The organism is Clostridiales bacterium (genome assembly GCA_025757645.1).
GTDB lineage: Bacteria > Bacillota > Clostridia > Oscillospirales > Oscillospiraceae > CAG-103.
In genome coordinates, this window is record CP107216.1 from 809,927 (window position 1) to 822,617 (window position 12,691).

Genomic DNA, 12,691 nt, shown 5'->3' on the forward strand with positions numbered 1-12,691 from the left:
AAAAAAGTCGCATACTGGTAGACACATTATACAGGAAATTGTCCCATACCGCAATAGATTTTGAACATCTTTCCCGATAATGTGCAAAAATCACCCACCCGTTTCCGTCGCCGCTGTGGTATAATGGGCGCAGAAAATCTGCAGGAGGTGCGCATCATGAAGCCCCAGTTTGCCAATGTGTTCAACGTCTCGGTCAATGACAACCGCTCGGAGTGCTCGCTGAGCTTTTACCATATGTATATGCAGCACAATTACACGCCCCAGCCCAAGGGTCTGATCGACATGCCGGAAAAGACGGTCGGCGAGGTCGCGAGCATCATGCTCACGCGCGACGGGGCGCACGCGCTCACGCGCCTGCTCATCCAGAGCTTCGGCCTGCCGGAGGACAACGCATGAGCGCGGCACAGACGCTCCGCCCCGGCCGCTACCGGCACTTCAAGGGGAAGGAATACGAGCTGCTCTTTGTCGCCACGCACTCGGGAACATTGGAGCCGATGGTCGTCTACCGCGCGCTCTACGGGGAGCGCGGCGTGTGGGTGCGCCCCGCCGCCATGTGGAGCGAGATGATCGAGCGCGGTGGGCAGACCGTCCGCCGCTTCACGTATATTGGAGAATGATATTTCCAATGAGATGGGTTCTCGTTGGAAAGGGCTGCGGCCCGCTGTCGTGGTTTTGGGATTGACCCGCCGCCGGAAACGTGATACCATATTTTTGGTCACTATGTGCCGAAACCTGTCACCGAGGATGTGGGGATATGCGAAAAGCTCTCAAAACCGTCTTGTGCGTCGCACTTGTGCTGGCGCTGGCCGTGGTCATCGCGCTGCGCGTGCTGCCGCCGATGAATGCCCCGGCGCAGTCCGCCGCCGCCACGCCCACCCCGGTCGTGACCGTCGCGCCCACCCCCACGCCCGAGCCGGATAACGGCCTGCCGAAGGTCAACACCGGCAGCTGGGAGCTCACGCTCGTCAATGCGCAAAATTCCATCGGCGAGGCCGTGCCGGAGGATCTGGCCGAGCTCGAGAGTGGCCGGTATTTTGACGCCCGCGCCGTGGACGCGCTGAAAGATTTCATCGCCGGCGCGCGCGCCGAGGGGCTGAGCGTGTGCCTGTCGAGCGCGTACCGCAGCTATAACGAGCAGACATATCTCTTTAACCGCAAGGTCAGCCAGTGCGGCGGCGACGAGGCTGCGGCCGCCCGCATCGTCAACCGTCCCGGCACGAGCGAGCATCAGCTCGGCCTGTGCGCCGACATCACGGACAAGTTCTACGAGGTCAAGACGAAGGAGCTCGAAAAGACCGCGCTCTACCAGTGGATGTACGCCCACTGCCAGGACTACGGCTTCATCCTGCGCTACCCCGCCGACAAGCAGGACATCACCGGCGTCATGTATGAGCCGTGGCACTTCCGCTACGTCGGCAAGGAGGCGGCTGCGTACATCATGGGCAACGGCCTCTGCCTCGAGGAGTTCCTCGACCTGTACAAATGAATCTGACCGGGGCGCTTCCTGCAGGAAGTGCCCCGGATTTGTGCGTTTTGCTGCAAAATTTTAGGCAAAAGCTGTAGGAATTGTGAAAACATTCGCTTGTAATCTTGCATTTTCTCTGGTAAACTATAAGTAACTGAAAAAGAAAGGAGCGTGATAACGTTATGCGTACCAACCAAGTCCAGGACCTGGACGATTTGATCTTCTCGGGCAGCAACTGGCAGCCCAGCAGCAAGTGAGAAGCCATAGAGCCGGATGACGCCACGCCATGTGCGTGGATTTTTTATATTTAAAATGCGATTCCCAGCCGGCCTCCGCGCGAAAAACGGTTGCAATTTTCGCGGCCGTGTGCTACGAATAGAGCAGAAACGAAACAGGAGGCTGATCTCTATGGCATTCATCCGCAAGCTCCCCGACACGCCCGAGCGCCTTGAGCACCTCAAGGGCGGCGCCGGCCACCTTGAGCGCTATGCGCTCCTCTCCCCGGAGGAGATGCTCGGCGCCGGCACGGTCTGCGCCCGCATGGTGCTGCAGCCCGGCTGCGAAGTCGGCGAGCACACCCACCACGGCAACTACGAAGTGTACTACTTCCTCTCCGGGCACGGTGTTTACCGCAGCAACGGCGAGACGACGACCGTGGACGCCGGCACCGTGACCTTCACGGGCGACGGCGAGCGTCACGCCCTGCGCAACGACGGCCCGGAGCCGTTGGAGTTCATGGCCTTTGTGCTCAATCTCCCCGCGCAGGCATAAACGACGGAAATGAAAAGCCTTCCCTTTCATGGGAAGGCTTTTCTGATGTGTGTGCCCCTCAGGACAGATCCGCTTTGCACTACCGGTCGCGCAGGAAAAGCCTCCCCTGCGTAAGGGGAGGTGGCACGGCGCTCTGCGCCGTGACGGAGGGGGTGCAGATACGAAGCCAGTGCAAGAATCAACGTGTCAATCCCTCAGTCAGCCTGACGGCTGCCAGCGCCCTTTCCACAAGGAGCCAAGGGGTGCGCGCCTGTTCCGCACCCCAAGTACTGCTCCCGAAGGGGAAGGCTACCAGTTTGAAAACCAAGCAGCGGGCATCCGACGGATGCCCGCTGATCTTATGTATGCACTTACTTGCTCTTGATGTATGCGTCGATGGCAGCGGCGGCCTTCTTGCCGGCGCCCATCGCCTTGATGACGGTGGCCGCACCGGTGACGGCGTCGCCGCCGGCGAACACGCCGTCCTTCATGGTCGTCACGGTGTCGTCCTTGACGACGATGCCGCCGCGGTCGCTGTACTCGAGGTCCGGCGTCGCCTTGCGCAGCAGCGGGTTGGGGGAGGTGCCCAGCGCCATGATGACGGAGTCGCAGGCCATCTCAAACTCGCTGCCCGGCACTTCGATCGGACGGCGGCGGCCCTTCTCGTCGGGCTCGCCGAGCTCCATACGGATGCACTTGAGGCCGCGCACCCAGCCTTTGTCATCGGCCAGGATCTCGACCGGGTTGCACAGCAGGTGGAAGTTGATGCCCTCTTCCTTCGCGTGCTCGTACTCTTCCTTGCGGGCGGGGATCTCCTCCTCGCCGCGGCGGTACACGACCGTCACGTCCGCGCCCAGACGCTTGGCGCAGCGCGCGGCGTCCATGGCGACGTTGCCCGCGCCGACGACGGCCGTCACGTGGATGGGCATGAGCGGGGTGTCGTAGCGCTCGTCGTAAGCGTGCATGAGGTTGATGCGGGTGAGGAACTCGTTGGCGGAGAACACGCCGCAGTAGCTCAGACCCGGGATGTTCTGGAACTTCGGCAGGCCGGCGCCCGAGCCGATGAACACGGCCTCGTACTTGTCGTCGCCGAGGAGGTGGTCGGCGTCCTTGCCGAGCAGCTCGTCGATGCTCATGCACTTGCCGATGGTCGCGTCGCACACGATGTTGACGCCCATGGCCACGAGCTTGTCGATCTCCTTCTGCACGATGGCCTTCGGCAGACGGAACTCGGGGATGCCGTAAGCCAGCACGCCGCCGGCCTTGTGGAAGTGCTCATAGACGGTCACGTCGTAGCCGAGCTTGGCCAGGTCGCTCGCGCAGGCGAGGCCGGACGGGCCGGAGCCGATGACGGCGACGCGGTGGCCGTTCGTGGCGATCTTCTCGGGCATCTCGTCGGCGTTCTCGCGGTTCCAGTCGGCGACGAAGCGCTCCAGACGGCCGATGCCGACGGGCTCGCCCTTGATGCCGCGCACGCACTTGCTCTCGCACTGCTTCTCCTGCGGGCAGACGCGGCCGCAGATGGCGGGCAGGGAGCTGTCCTCGAGGATCTTGTGGTAAGCGCCCTTGAAGTCCTGCTCACGGACGCGGGCGATGAACTGCGGGATCTTGACATTGACCGGGCAGCCGGACATGCAGGCCGGGCGCGGGCAATTCAGGCAGCGGTTGGCCTCATCGACCGCCATCTCGACGGTGTAGCCAAGCGCGACTTCTTCAAAATTCTTATTGCGGACGTTCGGGTCCTGCTCCGGGATCGGATTCTTTTTGGGAGACATATTCGCCATGATTACTTCTCCTCCTTCTTCTGCGCGGCTTCCTCGGCGTCGGCCATGGCCTGCAGATTGCAGTAGTGGTGGCGGCGCTCGAACACCTTCTGCTCCTGTGCCTCATAGATCTTGGAACGGGCGATCGCCTCGTCAAAATCGACGAGGTGGCCGTCGAACTCCGGCCCGTCGACGCAGGTGAACTTCATCTTGCCGTCCACGGTCAGGCGGCAGCCGCCGCACATGCCGGAGCCGTCGATCATGATGCAGTTCATATCGACCATCGTGGCCACGCCGTATTCCTTCGTGATCTGGCAGACGAACTTCATCATCGGCAGCGGGCCGATGCAGATGCAGTGGTCGTACTGCTGGCCCTCGGCCTTGGCCTTCTCGAGCAGCTCCTTGAGCTTGACGGTCGTGAAGCCCTTTTCGCCGTAGGTGCCGTCGTCGGTCATCATGTACAGATGATCGCAGCAGGCGCGCATCTCGTCCTCGAGCACGACGATGCCCTTGGTGCGGAAGCCCGCGATGATGTCGACATCGCAGCCGAGGCGGTGCGCCTCTTTGGCCTGCGGCCACGCGATGGCGCAGCCGGAGCCGCCGCCGACGACCACGACCTTGTGCATGTTGTCAAACTCGGCGGGGTTGCCGAGCGGGCCGACAACGTCGGCCACATAGTCGCCGGCCTTCTTGCTGGCGAGCAGGGCCGTCGTGCTGCCGACGCGCTGCATGATGACCGACACGGTGCCGGCCTCACGATCGTAGGAAGAGATCGTGATGGGCATGCGCTCGCCGAACTCGTCGACGCGGAACATCAGGAACTGACCCGGCTGTGCCTTGCGGGCGACGAGCGGGGCCTCGAACGTGACGCGGAACATATTGTCAGATAATCTTTCGTTATTGACGATTTTGAACATGAAAATCACCTCAAGGCACTATTATAGCGGAATTGCATATTTTCCACAAGGGAGAAACGGAAAATCTAAATTTTAACATGAAAATTGACGAAAAACTGTGGACTTGCACAAAATTTTCCCTGCTTTTCTGGGCAGAAAAGCGGATGCTTTCGCGGGAAAATCGCGGAGTGCGCCGAGTCATTCGGTGTGTTTTGCAGCCGGAAAACGGAAAAATCGGCCGGGTGGAATGGAAAAGAAAGCCGCCCGCCCCATCCGGGGCGGGCGGCGCAGCGTGCCAAAAAGCCTCGCAGAGTTTGCCGCCTACAGGCGGCAAAAAAGTGCAAGCCCTTTGTCGGAAAACCCTCCGGGGTTTTTCGACAGTCTCAGCGCTCGGAGCTCGTGGCGGCGCTGGTGCTGCCGGTCCACTGCCAGTTGGCGATCTCGGGCAGGTCGACGCCGTGCGCGGCGATATACTGCCGGTGCTCGACGAGCTTGTCGCGCATCTGCTGCACGGCGTAGGCGCCGCGGTTGCCGAGCTGGGGCAGGCGCTTGATGACGTCGATGACGAGGTGGAAGCGGTCGAGCTCATTGAGCACGCGCATGTCAAACGGCGTCGTGATCGTGCCCTCCTCGACGTAGCCGCAGACGAACATGTTCTGGTTGTGGCGGGTGTAGGTCAGCTCGTGGATGAGCTTCGGGTAGCCGTGGAAGGCGAAGATGACGGGCTTGTCCTTCGTGAAGATGAGGTCGTAGTCCTCGTCCGTGAGGCCGTGCGGGTGGTCGGCGTGCGGCTGGAGCTTCATGAGGTCGACCACGTTCACGACGCGCACGCGCACCTCCGGCAGCTTCTCGCGCAGGATGGTCACGGCGGCGAGCGTCTCGAGTGTCGGCGTGTCGCCGCAGCAGGCCATGACGACGTCGGGCTCTGCGCCCTGGTCGCTGCTGGCCCACTCCCAGATGCTCACGCCCTGCGTGCAGTGGCGCACGGCCTGCTCCATGGTCAGCCACTGCGGCCGCGGGTGCTTGGAGGCCACGATGACGTTGATATAGTTCCGGCTGCGGATGCAGTGGTCAAAGCAGCTGAGCAGGCAGTTTGCGTCCGGCGGCAGATAGATGCGCACGACGTCGGCCTTCTTATTCGCCACGTGGTCGAGGAAGCCGGGGTCCTGGTGCGTGAAGCCGTTGTGGTCCTGCTGCCACACGTTCGAGGCGAGCACGTAGTTGAGCGAGGCAATGTCCTGCCGCCAGGGCAGCTGGTTGCAGACCTTGAGCCACTTGGCGTGCTGCGCGACCATGGAATCGACGATGCGGATGAAGGCCTCGTAGCTGTTGAAAAAGCCGTGGCGGCCGGTGAGCAGGTAGCCCTCGAGCCAGCCCTCGCACATATGCTCCGAGAGCATGGAGTCCATGACGCGGCCGTCCGGGTCGAGAAACTCGTCGTTGTCCGTCGCCTCGGCGACCCAGCGGCGGCCCGTGACCTCGAACACCGGGCTCAGGCGGTTGGAGGCCGTCTCGTCGGGGGCGAAGATGCGGAAGTTGCGCGCGTCCATGTTCTCGCGCATGATGTCGCGCACGAACGCGCCGAGCACGGTCATGTCCTGCGCCTCGACGGCACCGGGCGCCGGCACGGGCTGCTCATATGTGCGGAAGTCCGGCATGCGCAGCTCGCGCAGCAGCAGCCCGCCGTTGGCGTGGGGGTTCGCGCCCATGCGGCGCTGCCCCTTCGGCGCGAGCGCCTGCAGCTCGGGGATGAGCGTGCCGTTGTCGTCAAAGAGCTCCTCGGGGTGGTAGCTGCGCAGCCACTCCTCGAGCTGCACGAGGTGCTCGGGGTTGTCCATGGCGATCGGCACCTGGTGCGCGCGGAATGACCCTTCCACCTGCTTGCCGTCCACTTCCTTCGGGCCGGTCCAGCCCTTCGGCGCGCGGAACACGATCATCGGCCAGTAGGGGCGCGTGGTGTCGTGCGCGGTGCGCGCGTGCTGCTGGATGGCGTGGATCTCCTCGATGGCCCAGTCCATCGTCTCGGCCATTTTGGCGTGCATCTCGGCGGGGTCGTCGCCCTCCACGAAGCGCGGCTCCCACCCGCAGCCGCGGAAGAACATCTCGAGCTCCTCGTGGCTGATGCGGGAAAAGAGCGTCGGATTTGCGATCTTGAAGCCGTTGAGGTGCAAAATCGGCAGCACTGCGCCGTCCGTGATGGGGTTGACGAACTTGTTGCCGTGCCACGCGGTGGCGAGCGGGCCGGTCTCGGCCTCGCCGTCGCCGACGACGCAGGCGGCGATCAGATCGGGGTTATCCATCACGGCGCCGAAGGCGTGCGCGAGCGAGTAGCCCAGCTCGCCGCCCTCGTGGATCGAGCCCGGCGTTTCGGGCGCGACATGGCTCGGGATGCCGCCGGGGAACGAAAACTGTTTGAACAGGCGCTGCATGCCGGCCGCGTCGCGCGTGATGTTCGGGTACACGTCGGTGTACGAGCCGTCGAGATAGTCCTGCGCGACCATGGCGTTGCCGCCGTGGCCCGGGCCGGAGAGGTAGATCATGTCGAGGTCGTATTCGTTGATGACGCGGTTGAGGTGCGTGTAGATGAAGTTCTGGCCGGGCACAGTGCCCCAGTGGCCGACGATCTTCTTTTTGATGTCGCGCTCGGTCAGCCGCCGGCGCAGCAGCGGGTCGTCGAGCAGGTAGAGCTGGCAGGCGGACAGATAGTTCGCCGCGCGCCACCAGGCGTCCATTTTGGCCAGCAGCTCCGGCGTGGGTGCAAACGCTTCGTTTTTCATCGTGGAAACCTCCTTATAGATATTAGGATGTGCCGTTCGGCACAGGTCATGCTTCGTTTTGCAGCGCAGCGAGCACGCTCTCGGCGCAGCGCAGCCCGTCCACGGCGGCGCTCGTGATGCCGCCGGCGTAGCCCGCGCCCTCGCCGCAGGGGTAGAGGCCGGGCACACCGGTGCTGCACCGATCTTCCCCGCGCACGATGCGCACGGGGCTGCTCGAGCGGGTCTCGGGCGCTGTGAGCACGGCGTCCGGGTCGTCAAAGCCGCGCAGCTTCCTGCCGAAGGCGGGCAGCGCCTGCGCGAGGGTGTCCGTGATGCGCGCAGGCAGCATGTCGTGCAGGTCGCACCACGTCACGCCGGGGCGGTACGTCGGCTGCACGCGGCCCGGGCCGGTGCTCGCGCGCCCGGCGAGAAAGTCGCCCGCCAGCTGCGCGGGGGCGTGGTAATTGCCGCCGCCGCGCGCAAAGGCGCGCTGCTCGATGCTGCGCTGCCAGTACATGCCGCCGAGGGTGCTTTTGTCCGGGAAGTCCTCCGGCCGCAGCGTCACGAGCACGGCGGCGTTGGCATTTTCCCCGTCGCGGCGGGAATTGCTCATGCCGTTGGTGCACACGCCGCCCGCCTCCGACGCGGCGGCGAACACCTCGCCGCCCGGGCACATGCAGAACGTGTACGCGCTCGACCCGTCCGGCAGGTGGCAGGAGAGGGAATAGTCCGCCGCCGGCAGACGCTCCGCCGCCGCACCGTACTGCGCGGCGTTGATATCGGCCTGCCGGTGCTCGATGCGTACGCCCATGGAAAACGGCTTCGGCTCCATCGGCACGCCCTGCGCATGCAGCATTTCAAACGTGTCGCGCGCGCTGTGGCCGATCGCAAGGATGACCTGCCGCGCCGGGAGCGTGTAGCTACCGGCCGGCCCGGCCACGGTCAGCGCCGCGATGTGTCCATTCTCCGTGGACAGCCCTGTCACGCGGTGGCCGAAGCGCACCTCGCCGCCGCGGTCGATGACCTCGTGCCGGAGGTTCTGCACGACCTCGACGAGCACGTCCGTGCCGATGTGGGGCTTGGCGTCGTAGGTGATGTGCTCCGGCGCGCCGTGCGCCGCGAACTCCGCGAGCACGAAGCCGATGCGCGCATCGTGTGTGCCGGTGTTGAGCTTGCCGTCGGAAAATGTGCCCGCGCCGCCCTCGCCGAACTGCACGTTGCACTCCGGGTCGAACGGCCCGCCCGCGCGAAACGCCGCGATCTGCGCACTGCGCGTCTGCGCGTCCGGCCCGCGCTCGAGCACGATGGGCCGTGCGCCCGCGCGCGCGAGCAGCAGCGCCGCGAACATCCCCGCCGGGCCGAAGCCCACGATCACGGGGCGCGTCTGCGGCGGCGCGATGCGGGGGATGGGGTAGGTCTTGTCCTGCACGATCGCGGCGGTGCGGCAGCGGCGGACGAGCTTTCGCTCATCCCCGCGCACGGTCACGCCGACGGTGTAAACATAGTGAATATCGTCTTTTTTGCGCGCATCGAGCGACTTTTTGCGGATGCGTAGGCCGGTGATATCCTGGGGCTGGACTTTCAGCGCCCCGGCGGCCAGCGGGAGCAGCTGCGCCTCGTCCGCGCCGGGGGCGAGCTTCAGGTTCGAAATTGCGATCATCGGCACGCCCTCCCGGCCGCGCGGCCGCTGGCCCACGCCCACTGCAGGTTGTAGCCGCCGCAGTCGCCGTCAATGTCCAGCACCTCGCCGCAGGCGTACAGCCCCGGCACGAGAAGGCTGCCCATCGTCGCGGGGTCAAATTCGTCCGTGCGGATGCCGCCGGCCGTGACCTGCGCGCTCTCGAAGCCCTCCGTGCCGCGCACCGGCAGCGCGAAGCCCTTCGCCGCGCGCACGAGCGCCCTGAGTTCCTGGTCCGTCACGTCGCCGAGCGGCCGCCCGCCGGGGACGGCGGCGTAGCGCAGCAGCATCTTGCCCACGCGGTTGTGCACCGTGCCGGTCAGCACCTCTTCGCACGGGAGCGTGGGCGCGGCCGCGCGCCGCGCCTGCAAAAACGCCAGACAGTCCGGCGCGCTGTGTGCGCGCAGCAGGTCGAGCGTCACGGTCTGGCCCTCGCCGCCGCAGCTCGCCGCACGGGAAATTTCAAAGATCGCCGGGCCGGACACGCCCTTTTCCGTGAACTGCACCTCACCCGCGCTGCGCGCGAGGATGGCCCGGCCGCGCGTGAGCGTCACGCGCGCGTCGGCGCGCACGCCCTTGAGCGCGCGGGGATACGTCGGGTCGGTCGTCAGCTGCACGAGCGCGGGGTGCAGCGCCGTGCGCCGGTGGCCGAGACTCTGCAGCAGGGTATACCCGTCGCGCACGCCGCCGGCCTTCGCCCCGGCAGCGCCGCCGCACGCGATGATGACGCGGTCGGCGGGGATCGTTTCGCTTTCCGTCTCGATGACAAAGCCGCGCCCCTGCCGGCGCACGGCCGTCACGGCCTCGCCCGCGCGCAGGGTGATGTTCGGCCGCGCGAGCGCGAAGCGCAGCACGTCCACGACGCTGTTGGCCGCGTTCGAGAGCGGGTACACGCGCCCGCCCGGCTCCGTCACGGTCATGAGCCCGTGCGCGGCGAACCAGCGCAGCGCCGCCTCCGGCGGGAAGGCCGCGAGCGCCGGCGCGGCAAAGTCCGGCTGCGCGCCGTGGTAGTTTTCAGGCGCGGCGCCGGTGTTCGTCAGGTTGCAGCGGCCGTTGCCGGTCACGGCGAGCTTGCGCCCCACGCGCGCCTGCCGCTCGAAGAGCAGGATTTTATTTTCCGGTTGTTCGGCGGCGGTCAGCGCGGCCATCATGCCGGACGCGCCCGCGCCGATGACTGCGATCGTCATGGCGATGCTCCGTTTCTATCGTTTTCTTTCCTTATTAAACCACACTTCGCCCGCAAATACAAGAAAACGGAGGGCGTCCCTGACGTCACGCACGCAGGCGATCGTCCTTGTGCCTCCGCTCGACCGGGATTGAGGCCAAAGCCTCCCCTTACACAGGGAAGCCAAGGGCGTATCACCGAAACTGCCAACAGGAATCTCTGCCTGCCCCCGCAAACAAAAAACCGGCGGCAGCCAATCTGGCTGCCGCCGGTCTTCCGGGCGTGTGGTCACTTTTTCGGCACGTCGCACTCGGGCATCAGCTCGTCGCTCATGACGGCCAGCACGTGCTCGAACGTCGCCAGTTCCTCGGGCGTGAACCGCTCGTGGATGCGCGCCATCACCGTGTCGATGTAGCTCTGCATGAGGCCGTTGTAGCAGTAGAACTTGTCCGACAGCTTCAGGTGGTATTCGCGCCGGTCGGTGTCGGAGTTCTCCTTGACGATGTAGCCCTTGCGGATGAGATTGTTGACCTTATAGGTCGCGTTGGACTGCGAGATGCCGAGAAAATCCGCAAACTGACCGATGGTCGGCGCGTCGAGCTCGTGGATGACCTCGACGGAGAACGCCTCCATCGCGCTCAGCGAGCCCTCGCGCTCGCGCACCTGCGAAAACAGGCGGCGAAAAAATTGCAGCTTAAACTTCTCGTACACACTCTGAAAATTCTGCTCCAGCATCGGAAGCTCCCCCCTTACTTCTTCGATTCGCAAGATATTTTCTTTTTTACACCAAAGTGGCAAAAAAGTAAAGAGCCGGACGCGGAGAAATTCCCGCGTCCGGTAAAATTAAGCAGAATTTAACGCCTCACGGCGCTTTCGGCCCTTCGTCGGGCTTGGACTGGGGTGCGTCCTCGCCGAGGACCTCGCCCGTCGTCTCGACGGCGGTGGCGTCGTCCACGAAGTCGTGCACGGCGGCCTTCACGTCCTTGACAAAGATGGCGGCATACACGACGGTGCACAGGTTCTGCACGCCGTCGACGATGAGCGACACGCCCATCATGATCGTGAGCACCTGCTTGCCGTCAAAGGGGTTGAACACCAGCAGGATGCCCAGCACCAGGCACACGACCGTGCACACGAGCGTGACCCACCACGAGTGCGCGCCCATGCGCCGCGAATCGACGGCGACCTGCAGCTTAAAGACGCTGTCGACGAGCACGAGCAGGCCGATCATGACCGAGAGGATGTCCGTCAGCGCCGGCGCGCGCCAGAGCATGAGCGCGCCGAGGATGATGCAGAACAGGCCGACTGCAAAGTCGAACCGGATGGCCACACCCTCGACCTCGCGGATGAAATAGAGCACGATCTTCATCACGCCGAACACGGCCATAGCCGCGCCGAGAATGCGGCAGATCATGACCAGCGACGTCTCGGGGTTCACGACAAGATAGATGCCGAGCAGCAGGAACATCGCGCTGAGCACGACGTAGCTCCACTTGATGCGCTTGAATACCTTCATGCCTTTCCTCCTTACAGGCCGAGCGGCTCGTCGATGAGCACGACCTCGACCTTGGCCATGTCCATCATCTGTCCCCAGAGCACGAGCAGCGCGTTGCAGCCGCGGCTCTTGCTGCGGCAGTCGAGGCAGCGGCCGGCTGTGTGGCACGGCTGGTCGCCGTCAAAGCGCTGCATGTTCTGCACGGCGGCGGTGTTGCGCGCGCGCGACAGGGCACTGTCAAAGTCCGGGCAGATCTTGTTCGTGCCCGCGACGATGTACACCGTCTTGCCGATGCCGTAGACCATGGCGGCAAGACGGTTGCCGCGGCCGTCGATGTTGAGGATCTGGCCGTCTTCCGTAATGGCGTTGGCGCTGCTGAGGTACACGGGCGCGGTCAGCGCGTGGTCGAGCGTGTCAAAGCCCGGCGTGCGCCAGTGCCACCAGACGGTGTTGTGCTTGGTGAGCCGGTCGTACAGGCCGATCTGGTCGATGGTCTTGCTGCCGCCGATGCCGACGGTCGTGCCGTCGATCGCGCCGTCGAGATAGTCCGCCGCCTCGCGCCCGGTGGCGAAGTGCTGCACGGCGAAGCCGCGGCCGGTCAGCGCACGGATGGTTTTTTCGATGTCCATGGGACATGCCTCCATTTTGATATATTCTGCCCTTATCCTACCATTGTCATTCGCCGCTGTCAATTTCCTTTGCGGTTGAATCCGGCGGCGCGCT

Annotated in this window: 12 protein-coding genes; 4 read left to right on the forward strand and 8 right to left on the reverse strand. The window is 64.5% G+C overall.

What is annotated here, in order from left to right:
- Positions 1-156: 156 nt before the first annotated feature.
- The 4 genes from OGM61_03770 to OGM61_03785 all read left to right on the forward strand — a co-directional run bounded on the left by OGM61_03770 (position 157) and on the right by OGM61_03785 (position 2,236).
- On the forward strand, positions 157-396 hold the full coding sequence (locus tag OGM61_03770; GenBank protein UYI85199.1) for a hypothetical protein: 240 nt from the start codon (positions 157-159) through the stop codon (positions 394-396).
- A complete protein-coding gene (locus OGM61_03775; GenBank protein ID UYI85200.1) occupies positions 393-617 on the forward strand; it encodes a DUF1653 domain-containing protein in 225 nt (74 codons plus the stop codon). The genes OGM61_03770 and OGM61_03775 overlap by 4 nt, the downstream gene beginning before the upstream one ends.
- Positions 618-754: 137 nt before the next feature.
- Positions 755-1,486, forward strand: coding sequence for a D-alanyl-D-alanine carboxypeptidase family protein (locus OGM61_03780; GenBank protein ID UYI85201.1), 732 nt, complete (start codon positions 755-757; stop codon positions 1,484-1,486).
- Between the two features lie 387 nt (positions 1,487-1,873).
- On the forward strand, positions 1,874-2,236 hold the full coding sequence (locus OGM61_03785) for a cupin domain-containing protein (protein ID UYI85202.1): 363 nt from the start codon (positions 1,874-1,876) through the stop codon (positions 2,234-2,236).
- Between the two features lie 350 nt (positions 2,237-2,586).
- Here the strand turns inward: OGM61_03785 and gltA are convergent, their stop codons facing one another.
- From gltA to OGM61_03825, 8 genes are all read right to left on the reverse strand, one after another.
- On the reverse strand, positions 2,587-3,999 hold the full coding sequence (gene gltA, locus OGM61_03790; GenBank protein ID UYI85203.1) for an NADPH-dependent glutamate synthase: 1,413 nt from the start codon (positions 3,997-3,999) through the stop codon (positions 2,587-2,589).
- 2 nt (positions 4,000-4,001) lie between these two features.
- A complete protein-coding gene (locus tag OGM61_03795; protein ID UYI85204.1) occupies positions 4,002-4,895 on the reverse strand; it encodes a sulfide/dihydroorotate dehydrogenase-like FAD/NAD-binding protein in 894 nt (297 codons plus the stop codon).
- A 362-nt stretch (positions 4,896-5,257) separates the two neighbouring features.
- Entirely contained in the window at positions 5,258-7,651 is a 2,394-nt protein-coding gene (locus OGM61_03800) for a phosphoketolase family protein (GenBank protein ID UYI85205.1), read from the reverse strand.
- A gap of 46 nt (positions 7,652-7,697) precedes the next feature.
- Positions 7,698-9,290 carry a hypothetical protein gene (locus OGM61_03805; protein UYI85206.1) on the reverse strand — a complete coding sequence of 531 codons (1,593 nt, stop codon included), beginning with the start codon at positions 9,288-9,290 and terminating at the stop codon, positions 7,698-7,700.
- Positions 9,287-10,495 (reverse strand): aminoacetone oxidase family FAD-binding enzyme, encoded by a 1,209-nt coding sequence (locus OGM61_03810; protein ID UYI85207.1) that lies wholly within the window; start codon positions 10,493-10,495, stop codon positions 9,287-9,289. Before OGM61_03810 ends, OGM61_03805 begins: the two co-directional genes overlap by 4 nt.
- A 266-nt stretch (positions 10,496-10,761) precedes the next feature.
- Positions 10,762-11,208 (reverse strand): MarR family transcriptional regulator, encoded by a 447-nt coding sequence (locus OGM61_03815; protein UYI85208.1) that lies wholly within the window; start codon positions 11,206-11,208, stop codon positions 10,762-10,764.
- Positions 11,209-11,335: 127 nt separating this feature from the next.
- Positions 11,336-11,989: a DUF308 domain-containing protein gene (locus tag OGM61_03820; GenBank protein ID UYI85209.1), complete on the reverse strand. Its 654-nt coding sequence runs from the start codon at positions 11,987-11,989 to the stop codon at positions 11,336-11,338.
- Between the two features lie 11 nt (positions 11,990-12,000).
- Positions 12,001-12,597, reverse strand: coding sequence for a lactate utilization protein (locus tag OGM61_03825; GenBank protein UYI85210.1), 597 nt, complete (start codon positions 12,595-12,597; stop codon positions 12,001-12,003).
- Positions 12,598-12,691: the final 94 nt, after the last annotated feature.

Bases quoted from the DNA above. Each gene is read 5' to 3' on its own strand.
- OGM61_03820 (UYI85209.1), bottom strand. From the start codon at position 11,989: ATGAAGGTATTCAAGCGCATCAAGTGGAGCTACGTCGTGCTCAGCGCG.
- OGM61_03815 (UYI85208.1), bottom strand. From the start codon at position 11,208: ATGCTGGAGCAGAATTTTCAGAGTGTGTACGAGAAGTTTAAGCTGCAA.
- OGM61_03780 (UYI85201.1), top strand. From the start codon at position 755: ATGCGAAAAGCTCTCAAAACCGTCTTGTGCGTCGCACTTGTGCTGGCG.
- OGM61_03825 (UYI85210.1), bottom strand. From the start codon at position 12,597: ATGGACATCGAAAAAACCATCCGTGCGCTGACCGGCCGCGGCTTCGCC.
- OGM61_03770 (UYI85199.1), top strand. From the start codon at position 157: ATGAAGCCCCAGTTTGCCAATGTGTTCAACGTCTCGGTCAATGACAAC.
- gltA (UYI85203.1), bottom strand. From the start codon at position 3,999: ATGGCGAATATGTCTCCCAAAAAGAATCCGATCCCGGAGCAGGACCCG.
- OGM61_03800 (UYI85205.1), bottom strand. From the start codon at position 7,651: ATGAAAAACGAAGCGTTTGCACCCACGCCGGAGCTGCTGGCCAAAATG.
- OGM61_03805 (UYI85206.1), bottom strand. From the start codon at position 9,290: ATGATCGCAATTTCGAACCTGAAGCTCGCCCCCGGCGCGGACGAGGCG.
- OGM61_03785 (UYI85202.1), top strand. From the start codon at position 1,874: ATGGCATTCATCCGCAAGCTCCCCGACACGCCCGAGCGCCTTGAGCAC.
- OGM61_03775 (UYI85200.1), top strand. From the start codon at position 393: ATGAGCGCGGCACAGACGCTCCGCCCCGGCCGCTACCGGCACTTCAAG.
- OGM61_03795 (UYI85204.1), bottom strand. From the start codon at position 4,895: ATGTTCAAAATCGTCAATAACGAAAGATTATCTGACAATATGTTCCGC.
- OGM61_03810 (UYI85207.1), bottom strand. From the start codon at position 10,495: ATGACGATCGCAGTCATCGGCGCGGGCGCGTCCGGCATGATGGCCGCG.